At 63.0% G+C, this 25,563-nt stretch carries 19 protein-coding genes and 1 CRISPR repeat array (1 of these 20 running past the window's edge); of the genes, 14 read left to right on the top strand and 5 right to left on the bottom strand.

The window, feature by feature from the left end; translation table 11 throughout:
• Positions 1–1,121: 1,121 nt before the first annotated feature.
• The 11 genes from YH3_RS32930 to YH3_RS32880 all read left to right on the top strand — a co-directional run bounded on the left by YH3_RS32930 (position 1,122) and on the right by YH3_RS32880 (position 14,244).
• A complete protein-coding gene (locus tag YH3_RS32930; RefSeq protein WP_154100403.1) occupies positions 1,122–1,370 on the top strand; it encodes a hypothetical protein in 249 nt (82 codons plus the stop codon).
• A gap of 718 nt (positions 1,371–2,088) precedes the next feature.
• Positions 2,089–2,241, top strand: coding sequence for a hypothetical protein (locus YH3_RS36315; protein ID WP_180279701.1), 153 nt, complete (start codon positions 2,089–2,091; stop codon positions 2,239–2,241).
• 198 nt (positions 2,242–2,439) lie between these two features.
• Positions 2,440–3,321 (top strand): hypothetical protein, encoded by an 882-nt coding sequence (locus YH3_RS32925; protein WP_143542743.1) that lies wholly within the window; start codon positions 2,440–2,442, stop codon positions 3,319–3,321.
• A gap of 484 nt (positions 3,322–3,805) precedes the next feature.
• Positions 3,806–4,765, top strand: a complete 960-nt coding sequence (locus YH3_RS32915) for a hypothetical protein (RefSeq protein ID WP_064444924.1) — start codon at positions 3,806–3,808, stop codon at positions 4,763–4,765.
• 43 nt (positions 4,766–4,808) lie between these two features.
• The gene (locus tag YH3_RS32910; RefSeq protein ID WP_143542744.1) at positions 4,809–5,534 is read left to right on the top strand and encodes a hypothetical protein; all 726 of its coding nucleotides are present in this window, start codon (positions 4,809–4,811) and stop codon (positions 5,532–5,534) included.
• A gap of 94 nt (positions 5,535–5,628) precedes the next feature.
• Positions 5,629–7,425 (top strand): hypothetical protein, encoded by a 1,797-nt coding sequence (locus YH3_RS32905; protein ID WP_154100402.1) that lies wholly within the window; start codon positions 5,629–5,631, stop codon positions 7,423–7,425.
• Positions 7,422–8,096, top strand: coding sequence for a hypothetical protein (locus YH3_RS32900; RefSeq protein ID WP_064444921.1), 675 nt, complete (start codon positions 7,422–7,424; stop codon positions 8,094–8,096). Before YH3_RS32905 ends, YH3_RS32900 begins: the two co-directional genes overlap by 4 nt.
• Positions 8,093–9,835 carry a hypothetical protein gene (locus YH3_RS32895; RefSeq protein ID WP_064444920.1) on the top strand — a complete coding sequence of 581 codons (1,743 nt, stop codon included), beginning with the start codon at positions 8,093–8,095 and terminating at the stop codon, positions 9,833–9,835. The genes YH3_RS32900 and YH3_RS32895 overlap by 4 nt, the downstream gene beginning before the upstream one ends.
• Complete coding sequence (locus YH3_RS32890; protein WP_064444919.1) at positions 9,832–11,403, top strand: RAMP superfamily CRISPR-associated protein; 1,572 nt, start codon at positions 9,832–9,834, stop codon at positions 11,401–11,403. The genes YH3_RS32895 and YH3_RS32890 overlap by 4 nt, the downstream gene beginning before the upstream one ends.
• Positions 11,400–12,047, top strand: a complete 648-nt coding sequence (locus tag YH3_RS32885) for a hypothetical protein (RefSeq protein ID WP_064444918.1) — start codon at positions 11,400–11,402, stop codon at positions 12,045–12,047. Before YH3_RS32890 ends, YH3_RS32885 begins: the two co-directional genes overlap by 4 nt.
• A 61-nt stretch (positions 12,048–12,108) precedes the next feature.
• The gene (locus YH3_RS32880; protein WP_064444917.1) at positions 12,109–14,244 is read left to right on the top strand and encodes an RAMP superfamily CRISPR-associated protein; all 2,136 of its coding nucleotides are present in this window, start codon (positions 12,109–12,111) and stop codon (positions 14,242–14,244) included.
• Between the two features lie 55 nt (positions 14,245–14,299).
• Here YH3_RS32880 and YH3_RS32875 read toward each other — a convergent pair whose 3' ends face one another.
• The 5 genes from YH3_RS32875 to YH3_RS32855 all read right to left on the bottom strand — a co-directional run bounded on the left by YH3_RS32875 (position 14,300) and on the right by YH3_RS32855 (position 21,216).
• Positions 14,300–14,749, bottom strand: coding sequence for a hypothetical protein (locus tag YH3_RS32875; RefSeq protein WP_064444916.1), 450 nt, complete (start codon positions 14,747–14,749; stop codon positions 14,300–14,302).
• 1 nt (position 14,750) lies between these two features.
• Positions 14,751–15,503: a hypothetical protein gene (locus tag YH3_RS32870; protein ID WP_064444915.1), complete on the bottom strand. Its 753-nt coding sequence runs from the start codon at positions 15,501–15,503 to the stop codon at positions 14,751–14,753.
• 53 nt (positions 15,504–15,556) lie between these two features.
• The gene (locus YH3_RS32865; protein ID WP_154100401.1) at positions 15,557–17,662 is read right to left on the bottom strand and encodes a hypothetical protein; all 2,106 of its coding nucleotides are present in this window, start codon (positions 17,660–17,662) and stop codon (positions 15,557–15,559) included.
• Positions 17,663–17,729: 67 nt separating this feature from the next.
• Positions 17,730–18,869 carry a hypothetical protein gene (locus YH3_RS32860; RefSeq protein ID WP_064444913.1) on the bottom strand — a complete coding sequence of 380 codons (1,140 nt, stop codon included), beginning with the start codon at positions 18,867–18,869 and terminating at the stop codon, positions 17,730–17,732.
• A 226-nt stretch (positions 18,870–19,095) separates the two neighbouring features.
• Positions 19,096–21,216: a hypothetical protein gene (locus tag YH3_RS32855; protein WP_064444912.1), complete on the bottom strand. Its 2,121-nt coding sequence runs from the start codon at positions 21,214–21,216 to the stop codon at positions 19,096–19,098.
• 314 nt (positions 21,217–21,530) lie between these two features.
• Between YH3_RS32855 and cas1 the strand changes: the two genes are divergently transcribed.
• The 3 genes from cas1 (at position 21,531) to YH3_RS32840 (ending at position 25,045) form a co-directional block, all read left to right on the top strand.
• Positions 21,531–23,375 carry a CRISPR-associated endonuclease Cas1 gene (gene cas1, locus YH3_RS32850; protein WP_064444911.1) on the top strand — a complete coding sequence of 615 codons (1,845 nt, stop codon included), beginning with the start codon at positions 21,531–21,533 and terminating at the stop codon, positions 23,373–23,375.
• A gap of 15 nt (positions 23,376–23,390) precedes the next feature.
• A complete protein-coding gene (gene cas2, locus YH3_RS32845) occupies positions 23,391–23,666 on the top strand; it encodes a CRISPR-associated endonuclease Cas2 (protein ID WP_064444910.1) in 276 nt (91 codons plus the stop codon).
• 95 nt (positions 23,667–23,761) lie between these two features.
• On the top strand, positions 23,762–25,045 hold the full coding sequence (locus YH3_RS32840) for an IS256 family transposase (RefSeq protein WP_064444909.1): 1,284 nt from the start codon (positions 23,762–23,764) through the stop codon (positions 25,043–25,045).
• Positions 25,046–25,317: 272 nt separating this feature from the next.
• A CRISPR array of direct repeats spans positions 25,318–25,563; the repeat unit is 36 nt; unit sequence GTCACCCGGAGCACGACCGCCCACGGGCACGGAAAC (it continues 77 nt past the right edge of the window).

Genomic DNA, 25,563 nt, shown 5'->3' with positions numbered 1-25,563 from the left:
GATGTCAGCGGAAGCCCCGCGGCGCACTACTAGCACCAGATCCCGACTGACTGCACCACCTTCGCGCTCCGGAGTGCCCTCCGAGAAGGCGTATTTGACGATGCCAAATTCCTATGCGCCCTATTTACACCGTTGCGACTGAATTCGGACTTCTTACCTCCACCGAAGGTCGCGGCAACATTGGAGACAATCCACGATTGACGCTTGCACTGCCAGCGTTCAATACGTTGGCGACCCGCATCACCCGGGCCAGGTTTCGGCGCCAAAGTAGTGGGCAGGTGCTATTCAGCGGGTTAACCCTCTGCGCAGCAGGGTGATTCGTAGTTGTTCTGCCTGGGCGCCGCCAACCGACCCATGATTCCAGGGGGAGGCGCATGCCCGGCTGCCTGAGCCTGCCCCGCGTTCAACAGCTCGCCTCGCCGAGCAGCCAGCGCGGCAATCACTCGAAGTTGCGTAGATGCGCGCACCAGCGCCGTCCGAGTCCCAGCGCCTGAGCGACACTCTAGGGAACGATTTTCCATGCGAGTGTTCGTCGTCAGCTCCCAACTCCCAAACGGGACTTGCCGACGACGACGGACGCAAATCATTTGCCGCTTAGAGTAGACACTGTGCGGGTTCAACCCGCACAGTAGGCGTACTTCCAGGATCCGAGAACGCCTGCTTCCACCAACGCGCGCTCTCGTTGCGCTACGACGGCAGGACCAAGAAGGGAAGCCGGCGTCCACAGGCGATACATCAGAATCCTCCGAGCACATCGCGCCCTCTGCATCCGACCCCGACGCCCAGTGGGTTCGAACGGTGCATTGCCCGATTTCGAGGTTGTCGATAGCTAACAAGGAATCCAGACAGCCATGACTAACTAGGGTCACCGTCGCTCGTCTTCGATACCCATTCCCCGAACCAACTCTGCGTTCCATCGTCGTCGTAGCCTTTGAATACGATCTTCTTCGTCAACTCCGGATCACGGTGTCTTTCGCTTGACAAGCCCAACACCAGCGGCGACGCCACGAACTGCACCTTCGGAGTCTTCTTTCTGTGTGGCGCGTCAGTCGGTTTACCACGCCTCTTGATGACGCACAGTCCGCGATCTGCGTCGATCGTCACAAGGTTCCGTTTTTCTCGTGAATCTTCCGCCACTTCTTCGACGCGGGCCCAGTGAACGGCTTCGCGGGCCAGTGTCGTTGTATTCAGAACACAACTGGCACTTCAACTTCTTCTTCGTCACCAACGGAGCGACCGCACCAGCAACACCCAGCGTCGCAACACCCGCCGTCACACCAATCGCCTTCGCCCGAAAAGTGCGCTTCTCGGTGAAGCAATTCTTGTTGCCGCAGTTCCAACACCGCATCTCACCGTTGCTGTCGATCTGAATGTCTTTCACCGCACGCCCGTTTCGTCGTAGTCGCTGCCGCCATCGCCGAATCTTGAGACAAAGACCAGCAAAGACGAACTCATTGAGACAAGCTCGGGCGCGGAAGGTGAGACACGACTAGCAAGCCAAGCCTTACCTTTACCCAAGGTACAGGTGGACGGGCTCAAGCTCTACCGAGTCCATCCGCGCCCGAGTCGGATCCTTTCGGCATGGCAAGAGGCCAGCCAAGTAAGGTCGACCTAACTCTAAGACTGATGGAGGTTGTTGACAGTTGGGTCTTCCGATGAGAGGAAGATTGCCATGTCACCACGAGAGCTCGAACGGCGAACCAAACCCCCAGAGTTGTGGTATCGACAGCAAAGCCGAGGCCGTGCAGAACGGTCATGGAACAGCTGCTCACAAGCCATGAGATACGAGTAGTAGAAGGCCGACAAGCACAGCGGTTCCGCGATCGGCAAAGTTTTTGTGAGGCGCTCGAATGTTTGAGCGTTCGGAGGATCATGTACAGGATCAGTTCTTGGGTCGGGGTCATCGATGATGGGGGGTCATCGCTGTTGCCGATAGTCGTAGCGAGACGGATGCACAGAAAGTGAGTGCGTTTTTCGTGTGGTTGATCACCTGCTCGTAGTTTGCTGCGAGGATCCTGCGCCGAACGGCTGCGCGTGTCCTTGAGTTAGGGGGTGTCCGCAGATACTCCCGTTGAAAGAGGATTGCTCATGATGGATCAGCCGCCGTCGATGCCGAACGTCAGCGAAGTGCGATATGCGAAGGAGCAGGCGAAGATTCGTAAGCGTGCCGACGACGAGCGCAAACGTAATCTCGCTGCCGAGCTGCGCCGAAAGGCGCTCGAGACCAAGCAGTCCAAGTGACTGTCTGACCTCCATCTCGATGGTGTGGGGAGCTGGATATCGGCCCCCACACCATCGATGTTCGACCTGAAGCAACACAATTGCTCACGGACCCCTTTCTTCCAGCCACACTGAACGTCTCGTGTGGCATCAAGGACAGAATCGACCGTTGCGGAGTTGATCTGTTTTCGCACGCTGGTGGCGGGTTATCGTGTCTGGGTGCAGCGTTGGGTGGTCGAGTTCAGTGGTGATGGCGCATTGTTGCAGCCGCGGTTGCGGTGGTCGCAGTATCTGCCGGTGGGCTTGAGCTTGCTGGGCGAGTTCGAGGGATCTCATCACGGTGTGGTCAAACCTCATACGGTGCGGTCGATATCCGTTGATCGGCGGGCGTCGCTGATGACGGCAACCGTGTGCTGGCTCTCGGACCGCTACGACGCACCTGTCGATCCGATCTCGCTTGTGGGGCGTCGGTTCGCGTTCGGCGGTTCTGCGCTGCGGTGTGTGGCGACAACCCTCGCCGCCGACGTCGACCAGCGCGACTTGTTGGGGGAAGTATTCTTGGATCCGTTGTTGCCGGACCCGGTTGGCAGCATCGTCGACCCGGTCGTCGAATTTCGAGTGCGCAGTGCCTCACCGTGGGTATTTGCTACCGGCGACCCTGCGACCGAGTTTCATCCTGGACGACTGGCCGCTCGCCTGGCACGTCGGTGGAATGAAATGTTGGTGTGGCGGCCGGATTCGACCCCGGGGGACCGCGGTGCGGCCACTGAGGATTCGGTGCCGCTGGAGGTGATCGACGAACTCACCGAGTGTACGTCGGCGGTGAGCATGTCACGCTTTTCTGTCAGTGAGCAGCGACTGACGTTCGATCCGAACCGCAGGCAGACCCGCACGAGACCTGCTGTCGAGGTCGATGCGGTGATTCGATGCAGTGCTGGTTCGATCACCACCCTGCTCTGGTTCCAGACGCTCATGCGGTTCGCGGTGTGGTCCGGGGTGGCCACACGGACGACGTCGGGGCTGGGGCAGGTCGACATCGATCAGGTACGAAGGTTGAGCGATCTTCCACACGCGGTTGTCCCAGAGTGGGAGATCTGGTGACGAGGGTCCCAGCCGCGATGACCGTTCCCGCACTATCGCGGACGAGATGACCGGGGCAGAGCAGATCAGATCGGGCGGCTACCGCGTCGAGGACCATGCGCGAGACGATGAAGGCGGTACCGCGCCGAAATGCGGGTAGTCCCACCACTTCCGGTTGCTGCTCGATCAGTAGCGGTACCCCGTTCACGTAGCCGGTGATGGTGACAGTCCGGTGGTGTATCGCCGCGATCTGACCGGAGGCGGGGATGCTGAGGTGTCGATGAACTCCGATGAGAACGACCGCGTGCCCGGTGAGATTGACGAGCTCGATATCGAGCCTCGACGTGGCATCACCGTTGGGACAGGGAGTTTCGGTCGCCGGAGCGTCGGCTGCGGAGTGGGTGCTGATGGGCATGGTGTGTAACTCAAGGACAGGTGTCGCCGTCTCTGTCCATGAGTGGATGGCTGTCTTGATCTGTCCCCCGCCTCGTGAGGAGTCGCGCACATGTCCAGTCCTGTCAGTTCCTCAGCTCCGGAACCGCTCGATCAACTGCTCGACGGCCGATCCGGTACCCGTTTGAGATCACGCCGTCGCCATGCGAATTCGCTGGCCGGTATGCTCGCCCAACCGTTGTGGATGCTGTCGCTGATCGCGGCAGCGTTGGTGACGGTGCAGTGCGTCGCCACTGTCGGTGAGTACGCGTTCCTGCGGTCGAGTCTCGATCACATCCTGCCTGATCAACCAGCAAGGTTGCTGATGTTGATCGCGGTAGGGATGTTGGCCGCGTATTCGGTGTTGTGTTTCGTGGTCGGCCATCGACTCGCGGTGGCGAAGGAAGCAATCGACGACGGTACGGAGGCGTCGTCGGGGTGGCGTGCGTTCGGACCGGTCGGAGCACTGTTTCTGCTCGTCGCTGTCGGGGCGTTGATTTTCATGGCATGGCGCCGTGCGGATGTTCTCGCTGACCGTGCAGCTGCGGTGGCGGTAGCGAAGGCACAGGCGGGCGGCGACTTGCTGGGCGCCCAGGGCTTGCCGAGCGCCGAACTCGACGCGATCAGGGAGCAGGCTCACCAGAGCGCGTGGTGGGGTGATTTCTGGTTCGTCACGGGCGTGATGGTGTTGCTCGGAGCGGTATCGGTCGCAGTCGGTCTCGGTATGCACCTGGTGATGCGGGCGTGGAACGTCGCCGCTGTCCAGGCCCGCGCCGATCGGTGGATCGCGAAAGCAGGCAAGGCCGATACAGCCCGCAACGCCGCTCTGGATGCGTTGCGCACGCGCGTGGCGATGCGTGAGGACCGCGGCGAACTCGCCCAGCAACACCGTGTGGCGGTGGCGCAGCGGTTCGACAACGCCCGCGAGCACGCACGGGTCTACCTCGCTCAGCGGCTCGGTTCACCGGAAGCGACGACCAACGTGCTGCCCTCGCCGGCCGACATCGAGGCCATCGAGCAGTCCCGTCCCTGAGTCCGTGCGTATCCCTTACCCCCTGGTCCCCTTGGAGGTCACCATGTCCGAGTTCACCCGTCCCATGCGGATCCTCGCCGGTACCGCGGCTGGAATTGCCGTCTTCTTCGCCGCCGCGTGCGGCAGTGAAGAGGTGCCACCGCGTACCGAGTACTGCGCGTTTGTGCCGGATCTGAGTATCAGCGCATCCTCGGTGACCGCGCGGGCCTCGCAGTTGCTGTCGAGTTTCGTGCTCGATCAGGGTTGTGCGTCGGTGCAGGTGGTACCGATCACCAGCAACTCCAGTGGTGAAGCGTGCGCGGTCCCGGCGATCGACTTGCTTGATCTCACTGCCGCGCCGGACAACCGCGCTGGGATCAGGGCCGAGATCGCGGACGAGAAGATTCCTCTCGTCGTGCAGCAGGTCGCGGCGTTGAACCAGTGCGTCATGGCCAATGGCACCAATTCGGCCACTGATGTCACCGGCGCGTTGCGGCAGGCCGCCAAGCTTGCCAACGGCGACCCGGTGACAGTGCTGGTTGTCTCGGATCTGGTGCACAACGTGGGGCTGGACATGGTCACCACCGCGCTCGAGACCGATGCTCTACGCTCCGACGTCGCCACCGCACTGCAAGCGCAACTGCCGGACATGAGCGGCTGGTCGGTCACCGCGGCCGGTGTCGCCGCCGGTACATCGGCCCTGACGCCGGTGCAGTCCGACTCGGTGCAGGCGGTGTGGGAAGCGGCGGTACGCGAGAAGGGGGCGAGCTGGCACCGCACCTCGGTGTAGTCATTCGTTCGACGGACAGGCGTTCGTGTCGCAACCCCTGAACGCCAGTCCGGCTCTATTGTCTATCTTCTGGCATTCACGAGAGGACTACTCGATGGCGCAGTGGTGGATTCACTTCGATCTCGCTGGAATTCAGCGTTACGTGTTCGCCTCACGTACCTTGCTCGATGCCATCGGTCGAGCCGCGCAGGTCGAGGACGCCACCGACCGTGCCGTGCTCACCGCAGCGGCCGTCCTACCCGAGGGAGTCGAGGTCGAGTTCGGGGCGGCTGGGGCGCTGATCCTCACCACCGAAGCTACCGAATTCGACAACCCCGAACAGCCCCCGCAGCGGGTCAAGGACGCGGTCTCGGCTTACACCCGATGGCTTTACGAGGTCTCCGATGCTTTCACCCCGGTCGTGGCCATCCAGTACGTGCGAGGCGGTGAGGAACAACAGGCACACTTGGCGGCCGCGGATCTGCTCCGGCAAGCCCGGCACAAGAGGATCCCCGGGGTGGGCAGTGCCGTCCCGCCGGGGGTGCTGCGCTGCGCGTTGACCGGCGCCCCCGCCACTGACTTCCTGCCACCTGCCTCGGAAATCCCCGTTGCGGCAGAAGCCCTCACCGCCCGCCGTCGTGGCCGCACCTGGCACGAGGCGCAACAGAGCAAGATCTTGGCATCAGCGCCACTACCGGACGGCCTGTCGGTCGACCTTCCTGTGCAGATCGATCATCTCGGACGTACCGAAGGGGCCAGCAGTCACGTTGCCGTTCTGGTCATCGATGTCGACGATCTCGGCGCAGCCCTGCGGACTCTGCCGCCGGACACACTGCACGCCCGCTCCGCGGTCGCCGATCACCTCCGAGCATTGGCGGACGAGCTGGCCGAGCATCTGGTGCACCGGGTGTGCGCGGCGATCGAGGTCATCGACGGCGTCCCCAGCATCGCCGGAGCACCAACGGCCCTGTCCTTCCCGCTGCATCTGGCCCCATCACCATCGAGGGCAGCGGAGCCCGATGCCTTGAGCTGCCTTACGGCGGACAGATCCACTCTCGACTCGCCCGGCGAAGACCTGGGGCAGACAGCGGCGCCGGCGCGGTGGTCACTTCCGGTGCGGCCCTGGGTCATCGCCGGAGACGACCTCGTGCTGGTGTGCGAATCGCGACTGGCATGGGACCTGGCGACGGCGGCCATGAACTGGATCGGCGAACCCGCCACTTCCGGCGCCCGCACCGATCTGGCCGGCCTCGGCCCAGCGTTCGGGACCGGGGGCCGCTTGTCCTTGACCGTCGGCATCGGAATCGCCGTGGTCCCCGTCGGATACTCGTTGGCCGCGGCACACGATCTCGCCGCCGGATTGTGCAAGAACGCCAAGAAACAACGACGCGACAACAAGTGGACGGGGCATGTCCTGGACTGGCATCGAGGACCGTCCGCCATCGCCGATGTCCTCGCCCACCGCGCACGAAGCGACCTCCGCTCAGGGTTGCGACCCTACCGCTATGCGCCGAAACAGGCACCGGACGAGTCGCACGACTCCACGCCCACCTGGAGCGATGTGATGACTCTGCTTGACGCCGATTCACCCGGCAGCATGCGCGGACCTTCCGTCGACGAAAAGAGCCACGGATGGGCCAGCCGGCGAAACTGGGTCAAGACTGATCTCCTTGCCGCTGCCCGCAGCACGGGAAACAACGCCGTCGAGAACGCGTTGGCGGCAAACAACGCCGTCGAGAACGCGTTGGCGGCAAAGAACACCCGAGAGAAAGTATTGACGGATGCCCCGATGGCCGAGCTGAACATCGACGGCAACAGCTGGCAGGAATGTGATCGTGCGAACCTGATCGTCGATGTGATCGATCTCCTCGACGATCATCTCGACCTCACGGCCGCCGTGAGTCCGTCATGAACGGCAGCGCGGTGCCGCCGAGCTTCCTGCGGATCATGCTGCTCTCACCGGCTGTGGTCGGGGTGGCCAGTGTTGATCCTCTCGACGTCGATCTCGACGTCACCACCGACGTGCTCGGCCTGCCCTACATCCCCCGGCACCGACTTGCAGCACGCTTGCGCGACGCCGCAGATGACGTCGCCGCAGCATTCCCGGACATGATCACTGCACTGCGCGATCTGCTCGGATCCTCGCGCCGACTCACCGGCACACGGATGCTGCAGATCGGGCATGGTGAACTACCACGGTCGGTGCAAGCCGCCGCCGCGCATGCGGTGCATTCCGAAGCAGCCAGCACCGTTGACGCCGATCTTCCGCGGCCTATGGCGTCGCGGATCCGCGATGCCTACACCGAGATACTGGTCTCGACAGCACGCGACGAGGACGGCGCCCCGATTCCCGGCACGTTCCACCAGATTCGGGCAATCCGCGCGGGCACCGCGTTCACCGCCCCGTTGTCCTTCCGCGGAGAACACGTCAGCGCCGATCACCGCCGCGCTGTCGCCTTGATGTGTGTGGCCTTCGAACAGATCGGAACCGGCCACTCCCGCGGCCTCGGACAGATCGAAGCCAGTCTCGACGGCGACCTCGACCACACCCGTGACCTCGCATTCGGCAGGAGTCAGAAGTGACCGCACTGTTCGCCGTCGCCGTCGTCGCCCTCCGCGACCGCGCGCTGATCACCGACGCTCCCGCCGTGTCCCCCCACACACTCGACCATCTCCCCGGACGAGCGATCCGCGGCATGCTCGCTTCGGTGTGCACGCCCACCGAACTCGACCTGCTCATCGCCGAAGAATCCGTACTGTGTGGGCCGGGACTGCCTGCCGTGCCCACACCAGAGCCGGATTTTTCCCTGCGTGGACATCAACTCGCCTACCCTGCCGCCCGCACCATCGTCAGCGTCGACCAGGGCAGGGGTTCCTATGATCTCGACGACGCCCGTACCGTGCAGACTCGCGACCCCGCGACGAAAATCGGCCCTGTTGCCGGCTTGATCGTCGAGGATGTCGAAGCTCGACAAGTCGCTCTCCCGACAAGCACTCACCAGCGCTTGCAACGCCGCAAAGGCAATGCACCTGGCGGCCCGTTCACCGAAACAGTTCTCGAACCGGGGACCGTTTTCGAAATCCGATTCCGCCTCGCCGACCACGTCTCCGACCCCGAAAAAGTCTTGGACACACTGGAATCCGTCCTCACCCGACCCGGACTGCAGATCGGGTCGTCCGCACACGCCGCCTACGGCGGCGATCTGACCCTGGTCTCGTTCACCTACGCCGAGAACGAGCCGTGGTCCGACGCCCCCACCGACACCGCTGCAGATGAGCCGGTTCATCTCGCCTTGGTCACCCCCGCGCTTGTCCGCAACACCCACACCGGCGAACACGATCCGGCAGCGCTCCCGGCAGCGGTGACCGCGAACCTTTCTCGCATTTTCGGCAATGCACTCGGCCGACCGGTCTCGGTCACGATCGCCACCGGTCTGCCGCCCTCGATCGGATCGACCCGCATCGGCGGGTTCGACCGTGGCTACCGGGGGCTTCGACCCGAATCATGGGCCGCTGCGGCCGGTTCGGTCGTCACAGTCGTCGTCGACGCACCGGTATCCGCCGATCTGTGGGATCGAGCGCTGTCGGACCGAATCGGTGAACGCATTGCTGATGGATTCGGCCTGCTGCGCCGAACGCCGGAGACTTTGTGGTGGAACGAGGTTGGTGCCGAACTGCACCGCCAGCCCTCGATCGACGGAACGCCGGCTGCGGTCCGATTGCGCGACGGAACCGCCTCGCCCACAGTCGATCACGACGATGCCGACGTCCAAGTGCTACGCACTGCACTGTTCCGCAACGCTGCCCCCAGGGCGGTGGCCGATCTCGCAATATGGCTAGCACGCCACGCAACCTCGATTCCGTCGAACAGCACCCTGGCGAGGGTGAACACACTCCTGTCCGCACCAAGCCAGAACCCGGATGCGGCATCGGCGGATCTCGCCGCCGTGCAGCACTGGGTGGCGTCCTACGAAAGCGAGGGCACCCCAGACGATCGCCCAGTAGCAGTAGCGCTCTCTCACTGCCGAATCCGATGGGATGACAACACCTCATGGACTCTGTTCGACCTCGTGTCCGAGCTGTCGGAACAGTCCTACGACACTTCTTCGTCGATTCTCCATCAGACAGCAGATCCGCGGACCGATCGACATGCCGGCCTGGCCCTGGCCGCGGCACTGAGCGAGCACAGTCTCATCACCTCCAGCACCGCTGATCGCCTGCGCGACACCGAAGCCTGGATCAAGGAGCACAACATCGAACTGCGGCATGCAGTGCTGGTGAACCTGCTGCACGCACTGCGCAACGGAAAGGCACAATCGTGACCACCACCGAACACCGCGCGGGCACCGCGATCGACGACTCAGCGACGCCCCGCGCGGCCACCGTGCTCCGTATCCGCGGACGCGTTCACCTGTGCTCGGACACCACCATCGGATCCTCGGGCAGCGATCACGGCGCCGACACCCGCATCGCACGGGACACCGTTACCGGCCGCCCCTTGTGGGCGGGAACGGGCCAGGCCGGCGCTCTCCGACATCACCTCGCCGCCGTCCTCGGCGACACTCACGCCGACCAGGTCTTCGGCAGCGGTGATATCGACAGTTCGGTGCGCACCACCGACGCGCTCGCCTACCGCAGCGACGGCGAGTACCCCACCGTCTCGCTGCGTAGCGGAAACCGGATCGATTCCGCTTCCGGGATCGTCGACCATGGAGCAGTGTTCACCGACGAGGTGCTCCCCGCCGGCACGGTGTTTCTGGTCGACTGGTCCATCCGCGCCGCAGTGGGCCAGCTGATCGACATCACTGCGGCGTTCGTCCGCGCTGTCGACGGTCTGAACGATGACAGCATCCGACTCGGCAAACGAGCAGGCAAAGGCCGAGGCGCCACGTCGGCCTCGCACTGGCGGGCCGAGGTGCACGAGCTCGGCACCGCCGCCGGATTCGAAGCCTGGTACACGCGCGAGCGCACCCCACACTGGTCTGAACCGAACGAAAAAATCGACAGCAGAGACGATCTCGCCGCACACCTCGACACCGTCCTACCCGGTGTCGCCGAACGAATTCGAACTCTGCGCACCATCGATCAACGAAGCCGCATCGTCATCACCGCAGCGCTCGCCGTCGCCGAGACAATCCTCGAACCCGAAGCAGCGGGGCCGAACGAGACGATTCGGCCCGCAACGATGGTGCAAGCCGGCAACGGAGCCGCAGAAGGCGATCACGGGCCGCTCGCCCGATCACCGCTGCGCCGCCCCACCGGTCACGGGGGTGAGGAACTGCCGATCGATTCAGGCAGTGCCATCCATTCGATGCTCAAACGCCACGCCCGGTGGGTTCTGCACGCGATCGCCAACCGTGCCGACAACCCCGACACCGCCGCCGCCCACGCCGACACGATCGCCGAAGATTTGTTCGGCTCCTCCACCCGCGACAACCGCACACCCCGTCGGCTGAAATCCTCACGAGTCACCGTCACCGAATCCCCGATCCACGACGCCACCACCGAACAACTGCCGCACGTTCGGCTCAACCCGCTCACCCAAGGCGCCGTCGACAACCACCTCTTCTTCGAAAACGTCCTCGTCGGCGGAACCTCCACCATCACCGTCACCATCACCCGCGCATCACTGTCCGACCTGGGGCTACTGGACTGGATCCTGCGCGATCTCACCCACGGCATCGGACCGGCGATGGGCGCTGCAACCGCCAACGGCCACGGACGACGCGTACTGACCTCAGCAACCCTCGACATACCCGCCGGACTGCACGACAGTCACCCCGCCCGATGGCATTCGGAGTCCCTGAGCGACTACATCGACACCGGTGGCGCCCTACGCGATGCCGCCCATCACGCACTCGATAACGCCATCGCAGAGGGAATCTCATGACCGACACCTATTCGGCACTGCAGCCGATCATCGACGGACTCGACATCACCCCGCTCACCCCCGGTGAGGTCGCCGACCTCGTGGGGTCGATGAGCGCCGCTGGTGCCGGATGGGTGCCTGCGGACGCTGGGCCGGTCTGGTGGTTGCACGCCGAACTCGGCTACGGCTACCTCGTCGGCCGTCACGTCGACGGCGCGTGGACGTTGGCCGGTCCCGACGGGCACGCGGTGAGCGCGCTCAATCCTTCGTGGAACCAGGTTCGGATCTTCCAGCCCGGGAACGAACTGATCCTCTACCGCGAGGGCGACCGCATCGCCGGTACACGCCGCACACTCACCGATACCACCATGGCCGCAGGGCAACCCAACACCCGTAATCTGCGTATCGAACGTGCCGCGGCCGCTCTCCGAACGCCGGCAGTATTCCCGGTGGTGCGCGATCCCTCGACCGGGCTCACCGCGGTAATACCGGAACCACGCCGAGGTCGAACGCCAGTCACATTGACTGTGCGAGAACATTTCTCCCGAGACGAGGATACCGGTGCAATACGTGTCGCTGCCGTGTGCTGGGACCGCTACCGCGGCGGGGAATCGGATGCCCTGATCGACGGCGACCGCGAGCTAGCGGACAGACCCAGCTCATGAACTACAGCTATCCAACGCAGCCGAATCTCATTGATACACCAGCACTGTCGAGGAGTTGACGATGACCGCACCGTACACGTTCGTCCGGTTCCGAACCCCGATGGCGGGCCACCATTTCGCCGATGACACCGCGGCAGTCCACGACCGCCCAGTGCCCGACAGGTTCAGCGGCCGAATCGAGTGCACCATCACCGCCCTCTCGCCGCTGTTCATCGGCTCAGCCGATCAAGACACAGGGAACACAACAACACTGGACAAGATTCCGGTCATCCCAGGCTCAGCGCTCAAAGGCATGGTTCGTTCCTACCTCGCCGCGATGACCGGCTCGGCAATTGGACCGCAGAGCAAGCGAATCATCTGGTACCGCAACCCCGTCAAAGTGCGAGAGTCGTCGACGGTAACAGCACTGTACAACCAATATCTGCAAAAGCGCGGCGAATCTGCGCAGCAGGGCAAGCAACGCATCGGATTGCTCACGCGATCGGAGGGAAACTACAGCGTTGTCGAATGCACTCAACTTCCACTTTTCGGTGACAACAGTTCAACTCGATCGGTCCCGAAAGTGACATGGCGGGTCCTCAAATCCGACCTGAACGGCATCGCTCGTGACATCGACAATCAGGTGCTTCAACAGTGCAACGACAGACGAATTCACGTTGTCTGGGCCATGGTGGAAACGACATCAGCCAACAAAAAGCGGTCTGTGCGCAAAGTCGTGTTCTCGACCGGTTTGACCGCCGAGGGGGCGTGCGCTTCGGCAGTACGCCGCCGCGACGGACAACGCGCAAATCTGACCGTTCCCACGACGTGCCGAAACAGCGAATTCATTGGCTTCCTCGAAGAGTCGGGAAAGCAGAATTCCGCCCGAGGTGGCGGCAAGCCTGTCGCCGTCCAAATGATCTTACATGCGACCGGACTCACTTCATCCGCGGACGACGATCGCAATGCAGCCAACGACGACTCCCGAAACGCATACCTGTTTCCCATTCCCGACTCGAAGACCGCAGGATGGATCCTGACAAGCGGCAAACCAAAGAGAAAGACCGGTCGCTTCGACCCAAAGAGAAAGACCGGTCGCTTCGGCGTTGCCACGAAAACCGTCGAGCTGGCGTTGAGTGAGGTAAGCGAACAGTCGACCGAATACCAACGGGCACTTCCCGAGGTTCTGTTCAAGGGTGACGGTGTGCCGGTCTTCTTTGACACAGAGTCAGAGAATGGTCAGGAAATCGTGGTCAGGTTCGGCCGCGGCAGCGGCTTTCGAGTACAGGCCGCAAATTCGATGTTCGACACGATTGATCCCAACGTGCGCAACGCCGGATTCGACGCCGAGGCACCCGATCTCGTGCAATCCTTGTTCGGCGACTCGGACGAGGTAGCAGCGAGGAAGGGGCGGGTGTCGTTCGGGACCGCCTGGGCACAGCCGAAATCTCGATTCCTGTCGAAGCAGGCCGACATCGCATTACTGGGACCGAAAATCGAAGCGTGGTACCGACGTCTGGAACAGCGAGCGAATCCTACAACCGCCAACCCGGTCACGTACGACAATGACGATGCGAAGTACCGGGGGCGGGAAATGTATCTGCACCGGTGGCCGAAGAATGTCATCAACGACGAGGAGACATGGGCAGCCATCGCAACCGAGCGCCGCAATCCTGGCAACGCCGACAACGGCGTGGGCAGAGCGATCACGCCCGTGGCGCCGGGAACGACGTTCACCACCAGCATCCGTTTCACCAACCTCACCGCAGCCGAGCTCGGAGCACTGCTGCAGGTACTACTGCTGGGCAATACGCCCGACGACAACACTTCCGGCAATCCGACGTATGCGCATCTGATCGGGGGCGGGCGGCCGCTGGGACTGGGCTCGATCCACCTCGCCCCGGCGCTGTACTTCGATCACCCCGACCGCTACAGGCGATGGGATGCGCCGATGTGGCACAACGCAACGAGCGCCGACGTCGTCAAATATCTGAACGCGTTTCGCGCCGCTCTCGAACATGCCGAACCCGACAAACAGCAATGGACCACCGGGCCCGACAACCACAGCTGGCCACAATCAATCGCCGAGGTCTTCACAGTCGCCCAGTGGCGAAAACGACTGCCACCAGAGACAACTGCTGAGATGTCTCTCGACGACCACCAACTCAAGAAGATTCCGAAACCGCTGTCGGAACTGACGTCGGAGTTCAGTCCGTGACCGTGTGAGACTGGGTCGCCCGGCCCACACGGTCACTCCGCATCGAAGGGCTGCGTCAGAGCATTTTGCCGAGCATGAGATCCGCCATCGGATCTGCAGGCGCCGGCGGCGCCTCGCCGAGAGCCCGGGCACGGCAGTCCGCGGCGGCGTCGGTGTAGCGCTGTGACCGCGCCTGGATCCGCTCGACGCGAGTCTGGGCGCGGTCGGCGTCTTTCCTCGCCTGGTCGACGAGGGTGTCGTCGACCTGCCGCTGCTGATCGATCAGCTCCGCCAGCGCGGTCTGGGCGTCGGCTTCGCACGTCCGCAACCACGTGTCGAGGATGTGCCCGCCTCCGTCGTCGATGCTGCCGCGTTCGAGGTAGCCGTCGATCCATTCCTCGACGGTGGCCCGAAGCTCGGTGGGCGTCGGCACGCCGAGATTGGGTAGTGCCGCGCTCATCGAGATGTCGATCCGCCGGACCGACTTGGTGCGATCGCTCTGGCGGCGCAAGGTGAACAGGCTCATGTCAGAGTCCTTTCGGGGCAGAGGAAGGATGGGCTAGAGGCGTTGCGGTGACTGCGGGGCGGGCCGCAGAGGGGATGGGGTAGCCGGCGCGGACTGCGGACTCCTCCGGATGTGTCCGGACGAACCACCGCCAATAGACGTCGACGATCTGCTGCCGGGTCACCCGGGCACGATCGATTCGGTGTTCGGCGGTCTCGATCTGGTAGGCGCGCAGCACCCCCAACGCGGCCAGATCACGCTCGATCACTTCGATCCGCTTCCGATCTCCGGCAATCGAGCCCTGGTGGCGAGCTTGTCGGGCAGCCAGATCGCGGGCCCGGCGCCGCTCGTCGAGGTCTGTCGCAACCCGAGCGTTCGGCTCACGCGCGGCGAGGGTCTGCTCCTCTGCGGACTGCACCGATCCCCGAAGCTGCGTGACCTCGACGGTGAGTCGGCCGGTGAGTTCGTCGATCGCACTGAGCGCACGGGTGAGAGTCAACCGCTCGCTGTCGAGGGTCGAGACGTACTCGTCCGCAATGCGTGCGGTGTGCTGAGTGTGACCGCAGTCCGGGTCCGGCAACAACCCGTGACGACCGTCGCGGTAGCCAGTGATGATGGCGCGCAATCGATCCCACCGTGTCGGGATCGAAACTGTTCCTACAGCAGCGTGCAGTTCGGCGGACAGACGCGCTGTCTCGACCGACGGTTCCGGCACACCGGCCGAAACCGATGACGTCGATCGATCGCGGGTGGATCCGCGGTGAGAAAATTTCACGAGAACTCCTCGAAAGGTATCGGGTGGGTACCGGCACACTCAAGGACAGGGCGTCAGGCTAGTTCGGGTGGTGCCGTTCCGAGATAGCGAGCTATTTCTGCATCGAGGTCAGCGGCAGTCCACGGGGCACCCGCCAGGTCGCCTTCCTCAACACCCGAGAGCATGTGCAATCGGTCCCACAGCGCGAACCATCTATCTCGTTGCGCGGCATCGCACTCGTCTCGGGCCCGGTCCGTCAGTGCGACCCACGTCCGGACCGCGGGCCCGAATCTGGCGTTGAGGACCGTGGCTTGGAGAGCGGTCAGACTCCGGGCCAGCGGCCACTTGATCGTGTTCCCCCCGAACGGGGAGCCGACGGCGAACGCGTGGAAACGGTGGGTGACGATCACCGGCGCAGTCGCGCGTACCCCTATGTCGGTCGCCAGGAACACTGTGACCCCGTCGACACCGCTCCACCGGGCGGCCAGATCCTGCAGCACAACACGTTCGATCAAGGTATCCGGCTGCCAAACCGCCCCATCGGTGCCATAGGGTTGATACAGGCCACATGGACCTTGTGCGCGGCGGCGTCCGGGGTCTGTGAGCAGAGCGTGCCACCGCGGTGGCACGCTCAACGGCGAGGTGATGCCATTGCCGAATTCTCTTTCGCCTCTGGGCAACAGGTGTTCGATCGCGGCACCGGATTCGTGGGCGTATCGCAGCAGTCCTGCAGCGGCCGACTTCTTGGAGGACGTCGGTAGGACTGCTTCGGGTTGTTTCGTCCAGGCTGCTCGCCACACGGCGTGGGCCGACAAGTTCGTAGTGTCGGCGAGTTCGACTGCGCTTCCTGCAGTTACACGTTGGGTTGTCTGCCTGGGCCCGGCAACGTGCACGGTGCGAGACTCGTTGTCGAGTATGAGGCCATTCAGGATCGGGGAGCCTCCCACCGCAACCATCACCGTTCCGAATTCCGGCTTCGTCATCGGTAGAACACCTTGATCGGGCACGGAACGCCCGATCGCGGGCGAGGGAGCCGGGAGGTCCAGACGCAAGCGTTCGATCATCGCGCCCAGCGGATCGACGCCTCGCCCGGTCGAACGCGATGCGGAGTGACCGCGAAGGTCGGCTGCTGAGGGCTTGGAGAAGGTGTGGATCAGGTGCACACGATCGAGTTCGGGAATGGCGTGCTTCCACGAGTTGACCTCCTGCTCGTAGGCAGTCAGTGGCAGCTGGTTGTCAGGCGTCGAGAGCAGATGAATCTGTACCCGCGCTGCACCACCGAAGACCTTCAGTGCCGTACTCATACGGTGGCCCAGATCGTCCCGAGTGTCGAGATATCCCTTCTTGCTTTCGATGCACACCACCCTGTGGCCGGATCGGGCGATCACATCGAACTGTGAGATCACGTCGTCCTGGGCATCCTCCCGAGCTTCGACGTCGAAGGCGATCTCCTCGCAGCAACCGGATGCGATCGCGGCAGCCAAGGACACCAACTCCACGAAAACGCCTTCACGTTCACTTTTCGTCGCTTCCGGTGTGGGCCGCAATCGCGCGAACACCTCACCCAGCCCGATGCCGCACCACGCTGCCTCCCACTCGTCTGTAATCGCTTGCTTCTGGACTGCAGAACGCGTCGCGTCGACGAATGTCTCGACGAGTTGCTTATCCTGCGGGAGTATCAGTTTCGGCTTTCCGAGCATGGTATCGAGAGATAGTTCGATGCAGTGAAGCAATGCCAGCAAATTGATCGTGAGCACGGCTGTGTCGACGCCGGTTGCCGCGCCCGAGTCGTAGACCTGCTCACCGGATTGCTCATCGATATACGACCGCAGCGACGCACCCCCGGCCGCCACCGATTCATGATCTTCTAGGTGAAGTTTCACCGCCGCCATCGTCATCGACGTAGTTCCGCCGGTGTAGTCGAGAAGGTACGGCGGCTCCGGCATCTCACCCACCAGCGCAGCGTATGTCGCCCTCCACGAGGCACCAGACCCGACCGGAAAGCTACGGAAGGCAGTGTCCGGCAACAGTGCCCCGAGTACCTCGATCAACCTGTCCGCCACCGGCTGCGATGCCGTGCTGCACACCAACAGGACGTCGTCCGGGCGCGGCTTGCTCGTCAGCACCGCGAGGGCGACCGGTGTGGGATTCAATCCGACTGTGCAGATCATTGCGCTCACAGGCCGATCTAACCCGAAAACCGGTGGCCGCACCCGAAATCGGCGCGGCCCCACGCAAAGGACACGGTTATCCGAGCTGTCGACGCGCTCGGCGTACCAGCAGATCCCAGTACGGGGTATAGGACACCTGGAGGTACGCCCGTACGTCTTCGAGCATCATCGCCAACTCGTCCTTGGGCACAGCGCGCAAGGCAACGAACGCTGCCGAGCGCCTGCGTCCGGAGCGTGTCGCATCCAGCCATTCGACGACCTCCTCGGACGCCGGCACATCGGAGGAACCGGCCAACCAGGCCGACACCACAGCACTGCCCTGGTCGACAGCGGCAACCAGGTATTCGAGAGCGGCGTGGATCGGCGCCGCCTTCTCGAATACCACCGGCCGCGGAAAGACTTCGCCCTCGGGTTCACATACGGCCTCGGCGGGATCAATGAAGCCCGCGTCGCCGTCGAATCGGCACATGCGGTGACGATCGACGTCGTCACCTTCTGCGACGATCGACCCGGTTGGGCTCGCTGACCATCCGCAGCACTCCTCGATCAACGCGGCCCACAGATTCGGTTCGACGGCGATGATGGTCGCCCGTCCTTCGCGGATGAACTCCGCAAGCTGGGCCGCCGGCAGCGATGCCAACAGGTTGGGCCCTGCAGCGGCGGTGCGCCGCGAGGCCCGGACCGAATCAGCGACGTACGCTGCCGCGGCGGCGGTGTCACACCGGCCTGTGAAGAACGCCAGCGGAGCATTGTGCCGCCAACCGGTCGCACCGAGAATCAGCCGGAACATGACCTCTTTCGCACCGACCGACATCGGCAGCTCACGAAGAGGCCGCTCGGGCCTACTGGAAAACGACGTCCTGGCAGCTCGGCGGCGCGCCAAGTCGCCGAGCGCATCTCGAATGACATCAGACACGCGCCGCTGAACCGACTCATCCCATCGGAACTCGCCTCCGTCGGTCGCGGCGGCAAAAACCCTGGTCATACGCTGGCGAGCGGACGGACCGGCAACGAAATCATCGCTGTCCTTGTCCGGCCAGGCCAAACCCTGGTGAGCTCGGCACGGGCAGCCCAGAACACACAGGCGGTACGCGCGATCGGTGTAGGACTCGCGGTCCTGATCGACATAGAACATTCGCCGGCCCAGGCGCGCGCACACCTCGTACAGCGCTTCGCGCTCGGCATCGACAACACAGGTGGGGGCAATTGCGGACATCAGGACTCCTCACGTCAGTCGCCGAGAACGTCCCATGTAAGGGTTCGTGCTCCACTTCCGTGAGTTGCTCGGTTAGCAACCCGTGGCTGCATGTCTGCCGAGTCCTGTATTCAATTGATCACCACGACGCGGGTGCCGAAGGGGAAGAAAAGAATCACACACCGATCGTCGACTGTCAAGCGCGCCTGCGATGTTGGATCCAACCGGCATGGCGCCACGCCTGCTGTCAGCGCAGCCAGTCCCAGATCGAGGTCCCGTCGAACTCGACGGTACTAGGATTCCGGTCGCGCCAGAACGCGAACAACGGTGCAGGGTTTTGTCGGAGCAACGCCGACCAGGATCGGGCCTGCTGCGCCGCCGAGACCCCGGATGGGGCGGCGATGAGCAGCCTGCCCACATCGCCGACCATGGACGACACATGGTGATCGCATCCCATCACCATCGACCGGTCTGAATGCGTCGTGCTTGTAGGCGCTACTACACCGATCGCCCGCCACGAACCGGTGATCAGGATCGGCACCAACCACGACACGTCGGGGATCGGGCTGTAGCGCACTCGCGCACCCGGCGGTAGGTGAAGCCCGTGCAGAAGAGCCTCCAACGCAGGAATATTCACATGACCGGCAGATTCGAGGCGCCGCCACCAGGAACCGTCGACGCCCAGTTCGTACTGTGGATTCGAGGTCGACTCCCACTGCGCCCGATGTCGGTGCGGCCACCGCCCGTGCCGCCAGGAATGTGCGTAACCGCTGGCGATGTCGACGTGTAGCAGGTCATGGTCGCCGCGTGCGGCCACTGCGGTCATACCTGCGGTCACGGACTTGGTTGCGGGGGTGATCGCCAACGTCGATGGGCGCAGCTGCCCGCATGCTGCATCGATCGACCGAGCGTCCAAACCGGCAACCTCGAGCACCGACGTGCACCGTGAGCTCTGTTCACCTCTGCGAGAATCGTAGGCGCGCAGTGCATCCGGCCTGCCGATCGACGACGTCTCGGAACTGGTCACCGCCAGGACCGAATCGACGGCCAGGGGACTGCCCCCGACCGCCGTCACCAGTGGGTGCTCGCGCACCGCGTCGGGCTCGGTAGCCGACTGGCCATCGGAGGGGACAGGTAACGCGGCGGCCATTGTGAGTGAATCGGACGGGGCTGCGGGCCACGCGAAGTCGAGAGCATTCGTCGGTGCCGGCAACAGTGCCGCTGCTCTCGCTCCCGCTTTCCGTAGGCCCTTGATCGCTTTCCCGTGTTCGAGTACCAACCTGTGCCAACGTCCCAACGATGCCAGCGCCGGCTCCCATTGGCCGGCAAGCTCTTCCAGACCACCGACTTCATCGGGATCGTCGTCAGTCTTCCTGCGTGGGCTGATCGACAGAACCCGCGTCGCCCCACCGAACACCGTTCGCGCCGCCACGAGCCGGCGCCCCGCTGACTCCGCCACTCCCCGCAGTGAACTCTTGACCTCTACCACCACGATCTGATGGCCGCGACGAACGATGACATCGAACTCGGCGACCGGCTTGGGTTTGCCGCCGATCGATCTGACCTCGCAGGAGAATGCGACCTCGTCCCAATGCCTGCCGACGAGGACCGCGAGTGCTGCCAGTTCCATCGTTTTACCGGCCCGATCGTCGCCGCCTGCATCGGCCTTCGTCGACCACACTTGGTCCGACACCGAGAGTTCATCGCCGCCGCCGGTGCTTCGTTCACAGCCCGGGTCGGCGACGAGTTCGAACATTCCCTCGAGCGCGCGGCGAAGCTCGACCGTCGGTTCGGACACGGCATCGCGTTGATGACCACGCTGCAGGAAAGCTCTCTCCCACAACACGGGTCGATCCCACACGACCGCCGGCGACGGGGAGCGTCGGGCCATGTCGACACCGAAACCGTGCACGTTGGCCATCTCGGCAATGGTCATTGCAGATCTGAGCGCAAATTTCGTACCGCTGTCCGACTGCAGCGATCCGTCGGACTCGTTCTGATAGAGGCGCAGGTCCGGGCGATCGGCACCAGTGTCATTAATATGGAGTCGCTGATGTATCGCAACGGCGATCGCGACCATCGCCGACGTGCCGCCGGTGTAATCGAGAAGAAACGGAGCACTGACCCCGATACGCGTCAGGCCCTCCCACACCGCGGTGTAGGAGTCAGAGAAATCGGTACCCGAACCACATTCGACGATATCGATCCGCACATCGGCGGAAGCGACAAGCTCGACAATACGACCGGCCTCGACTCTGGTGCGCTCCGAGCACATCAACACCACCCGAGACGGAGATGTCGCACGAATCGACAACACCACCGGTACCGGACTCGAACCCACCGTCACCACCGCAGTACCCGGCACCATCACCCTTTCGACGCAGCACACATGCCGGGACGGCGCCACACCTCGTCGATCTGCGCATGGGAATCTCAGCGCTGAGCCGAATATTAGACCACAACTCCAGTAAGCAAGGCGGGAACCGCCTCGCCTGAATCACGATTCTCGCCCGAGCACCGATCAGCGTGGCGCAGCCCCAGTCGATTCGGCTCGGGTTTTATCACGCATTGTCCGGACCAGCGACACGGATCAGACGACGCCGGTGTCCTTGAGTTCGCTCAGCGAAGAGTTACCACACTGCGCATTCGCGATGCACAGAAGCCAAGGACAGGAGGCGCACCGTGGGACGATTGCTGGCCGCTGTTGCTGCTGAACAGAATGTCCTCGAAGCCTGGCAGCGCACCCTCGACAGGTTGCCGGCCGAACCGATCCTGATACCGGAAGTCGAGAACTTCCGCGCAGACCTGCTAAGCAACCTCACCGAGATCAGCACCGCACTGAGAAGTGCGGAATGGACACCGAAATCATTGCGCACAACAACCATTGCCAAAGCCGATGGCACTCGGACCCTACGCATTCCATCGGTTGCCGACCGCGTCGCCGAACGCGCGATCGCTACGGTACTGACCCGCTCCGTCGATCATCGGCTTCAACCCGACAGCTACGCGTTCAGGCCCGGTGTCGGTGTCGAAGATGCACGCCGAGCATTGCAAGCGCGGATAGATGCCGGCAATCGCTGGGTCGTACGCACCGACATCGCAGACTGCTTCGATTCTCTCTCCCGACGGGGGTGTACACGGGCCGTCGCGGAGATGATCGACGACCCTGACCTGATGACGATCATCACCCGATGCATCGACCGCAGCGACTCCTCGTGCTCGCCGATCGGGATAGCCCAAGGATCGCCGCTGTCCCCCGTGATCTCGAACATCTACCTCGACGGACTCGATCAAGAACTCTGGACCAACGGCGCCGACATAGTCCGATACGCCGACGACATCGCCTGCGCCGCCGAAACCCCAGAACGCGCACAGGAAAACCTCGACTGGATCAGATCTGCCGCAGACCGTAGATCACTGACTTTGAATCCCACCAAGACCGCGATCTACGACGCACTCGAAGGTGTACCTTTCCTCGGAGCCACCATCAGAACGGGAACTCCGAAACCCAAGACACCCTCCGCCGCGGCGGCGCCGCGCATCACGGTCCACATCACCGAACGAGGATCCGCACTACGCGCCCGCGGAACCAAGTTCGTCATCACGACCGCCCGGCATCCACCTGTAGTGCATCCGGCCTCGAGAACCCGCATGATCGTCTGCAACGACCGCACAATGCTCACCACCGGTGCTCTCACACTCGCAGCCCGCACCGGTGTGAACATAGCCGTCGTCGACCGCTACTCCGGATTGACAGCCTTTCTCGACACCCCACACGACCGACCTACGACCAGGCGAGCACAGTACAACTATCTCGACGACACCGAGAATCGACTCGACACCGCCAGGCTCATCGTCGATGCGAAGATCGCCAACAGTGTCACGCTGCTACGTCGCACCCCTACGCGCAGGGAACGTGTCCCACTGGCCACTGCAACCAGACTCAACCATCTGCGAGCAAAAGCTCGCGACGCAACCTCATCGACGATGCTCCTCGGGCTCGAAGGAAGCGCAGCACGCCTGTACTTCCATGGACTCTCGGCGCTGATACCTGAGGAATATTCGTTTACGAGTCGGCGACGCAGACCTCCTACCGATCCCGTCAACGCGATGCTGTCCTACGGGTACACCGTGCTGTTGTCGGAAGCAACACGCGCGCTCGAACTCGCATTGCTGGACCCCACCATCGGCTTCCTGCACACACCACACCGCGGGCGACCGAGTCTGGCGCTCGACCTCATGGAAGAGTTCAGAACCCTCATCGTGGACACCGCGGTACTGCGACTAATCGCCATCCGTGCTGTGTCGCCAAGTGGGTTCGCCACCACACCCGGCGGATGTCGCATGGACACACCGACCAAGCATGCACTGATCTCGGAAATCGAACGACGCTTGTCTACACCAGTCAGACACCCCCGCCACCAGCGTTCGATGCCATATCGAGAATGCCTCGGCGAACAGGCACGCCTCCTGGCCAGGATCGTCACAGTCCCCAACATCCAATACACGCCAATGCCCTGGCGCTGAGACAAGGAAATCGACATGACCTACGCGATCGCAATGTACGACATCGCTAGCAATCGACGCCGCGCCCGAGTGTCGGACCTACTCCTCGACTTTGGCCCACGAGTGCAGCAAAGCGTCTTCGAACTCGACGTCACCCACGACCGTGACCTCGAAACCCTGCGGTCGAACATCGCGAACCTGATCGACCTCTCGGAAGATCAAGTCCGCCTCTATCAACTTCCGCCAGCGACTCGCCCCATCATCCTCGGTAGCCACACACTTCAAGAACGAATCCCCTACCTGATCCTCTGAACACTCGATCGTTCACAGCTCCTCGGCCGATTAGCTGGAAGTACGGTAGGGGACTGTAAGAACAACGGTGTAACTCTGAAAGGAGATACGCCACTATGACTGACGTGATTGAACGTGAGACAGAGACGAACTCGGCTCAGCCGGGTATCAGCGATGCGCGGCTCAAAGAGCTGGTCGAGCAGGCGCGAGCCGAAGGGCTGCAGTTGACCGGAGATGGTGGATTGCTGTCGAAGCTGACCAAGCTAGTCGTGGAGTCCGCGCTCGAAGGCGAGATGGACGACCACCTCGGATACGGCAAGAGCGACCCGGCAGGCAGGGGCAGCGGCAACTCCCGCAACGGCAGACGAGCCAAGAACGTGTTGACCGAGGCCGGCCCGGTCGAACTCGAGGTGCCCCGTGACCGGGATTCCTCCTTCGAGCCGAAGATCGTGGCCAAGCGGCAGCGTCGGCTGTCGGGCGTGGAGGACATGGTGATCTCATTGTCGGCCAAGGGTTTGACGACCGGTGAGATCGCTGCACACCTGGCCGAGGTGTACGGAGCTGATGTGTCCAAGCAGACGATCTCGACGATCATCGAGCGGGTGATGGAAGGCATGGCCGAGTGGCAGAACCGGCCGTTGGATCCTGTGTACCCGGTGTTGTTCATCGACTGCATCCACGTCAAGATTCGCGAGGGCAACGTCGCCAACCGGCCGATCTACGTCGCGATGGGGGTGACTGTCGACGGCACCCGCGACATCCTCGGATTGTGGGCCGGTGAGCACGGCGACGGGGAAGGGGCGAAGTACTGGCTTCGGGTGTTGTCCGAGCTGAAAAACCGTGGTGTGCAGGATGTTCTGATCGTCGTGTGCGACGGTCTCAAGCATCTACCTGACTCGATCGAGCAAGTGTGGCCACAGACCATCGTGCAGACTTGTGTGGTCCATCTTCTCCGTAACACCTACGCCTATGCCTCCCGCAAGGACTGGTCCGAGATCGCCAAGGACCTCAAACCCGTCTACACGGCTCCGTCGGAGCAGGCCGCGCTCGACCGATTCGCAGAGTTCAGTGACAAATGGGAGAAACGCTATCCCGCGATCATCAGGCTCTGGACTAACGCCTGGGCTGAGTTCGTGCCGTTCCTACAATTCGACAACGCCATCCGGCAGGTCATCTACACGACCAACGCCATCGAGAGTGTCAACGCCCGAATCCGCAGGGCTGTCAAGGCCCGTGGACACTTTCCGACCGAGGCCGCGGCCTTGAAATGCGTGTATCTGGCCATCATGAGCCTCGATCCCAAAGGCACCGCCCGCAGGCGCTGGTCCAACCGATGGAAGGCAGCACTGAATGCCTTCGAGATAACGTTCGACGGACGGCTGTCTGCCGGACGAAAGTAGTTAGAAACCAATCAATTACACCGTTTTCTGGACAGACCCTACGGTAGCGTCAACTCTCTCGTCGACCTGGCGCTGAAGGTGCTGGCTGACACAGTTGCTTAGGTCTGCAACTTGTTTGGGCCTTACGCCGAAGTCATTTCAGAGTTACTGGAGGTGCGTGCAAACATTTCCGCAGGTCAATCGATTTCTGTTATCGTGATCCCGGTCCTTGCGGTCGAAGTGCGGAGGTGCGTGCAGCACGGTCGTGAAACAGCAGTTCACGGCCGCTGAATACCCGGTAGGGTCACCCGGAGCACGGGCACGGAAACCTCGCCTCATGGCGACGGTCAGACTTTGCTCGATGGTCACCCGGAGCACGACCGCCCACGGGCACGGAAACTCCGTAGGGAGAAGTTACCCGAATGCCAACAGCATGGTCACCCGGAGCACGACCGCCCACGGGCACGGAAACAATTGAACCCCGTGTAGGGTTGCATGGAATTGACAGTCACCCGGAGCACGACCGCCCACGGGCACGG

The organism is Rhodococcus sp. YH3-3, from assembly GCF_001653035.1.
GTDB classification, from domain to species: domain Bacteria; phylum Actinomycetota; class Actinomycetes; order Mycobacteriales; family Mycobacteriaceae; genus Rhodococcus_F; species Rhodococcus_F qingshengii.
Note: the sequence above shows the minus strand (reverse complement) of the source record. Positions and strands in the feature narration are given on the sequence as shown.

Bases quoted from the DNA above. Each gene is read 5' to 3' on its own strand.
- YH3_RS32905 (WP_154100402.1), top strand. From the start codon at position 5,629: ATGGCGCAGTGGTGGATTCACTTCGATCTCGCTGGAATTCAGCGTTAC.
- YH3_RS32880 (WP_064444917.1), top strand. From the start codon at position 12,109: ATGACCGCACCGTACACGTTCGTCCGGTTCCGAACCCCGATGGCGGGC.
- YH3_RS32840 (WP_064444909.1), top strand. From the start codon at position 23,762: ATGACTGACGTGATTGAACGTGAGACAGAGACGAACTCGGCTCAGCCG.
- YH3_RS32900 (WP_064444921.1), top strand. From the start codon at position 7,422: ATGAACGGCAGCGCGGTGCCGCCGAGCTTCCTGCGGATCATGCTGCTC.
- cas2 (WP_064444910.1), top strand. From the start codon at position 23,391: ATGACCTACGCGATCGCAATGTACGACATCGCTAGCAATCGACGCCGC.
- YH3_RS32910 (WP_143542744.1), top strand. From the start codon at position 4,809: ATGTCCGAGTTCACCCGTCCCATGCGGATCCTCGCCGGTACCGCGGCT.
- YH3_RS32875 (WP_064444916.1), bottom strand. From the start codon at position 14,749: ATGAGCCTGTTCACCTTGCGCCGCCAGAGCGATCGCACCAAGTCGGTC.
- YH3_RS32855 (WP_064444912.1), bottom strand. From the start codon at position 21,216: ATGGTGCCGGGTACTGCGGTGGTGACGGTGGGTTCGAGTCCGGTACCG.
- YH3_RS32915 (WP_064444924.1), top strand. From the start codon at position 3,806: ATGTCCAGTCCTGTCAGTTCCTCAGCTCCGGAACCGCTCGATCAACTG.
- YH3_RS32885 (WP_064444918.1), top strand. From the start codon at position 11,400: ATGACCGACACCTATTCGGCACTGCAGCCGATCATCGACGGACTCGAC.
- YH3_RS36315 (WP_180279701.1), top strand. From the start codon at position 2,089: ATGATGGATCAGCCGCCGTCGATGCCGAACGTCAGCGAAGTGCGATAT.
- YH3_RS32860 (WP_064444913.1), bottom strand. From the start codon at position 18,869: ATGTCCGCAATTGCCCCCACCTGTGTTGTCGATGCCGAGCGCGAAGCG.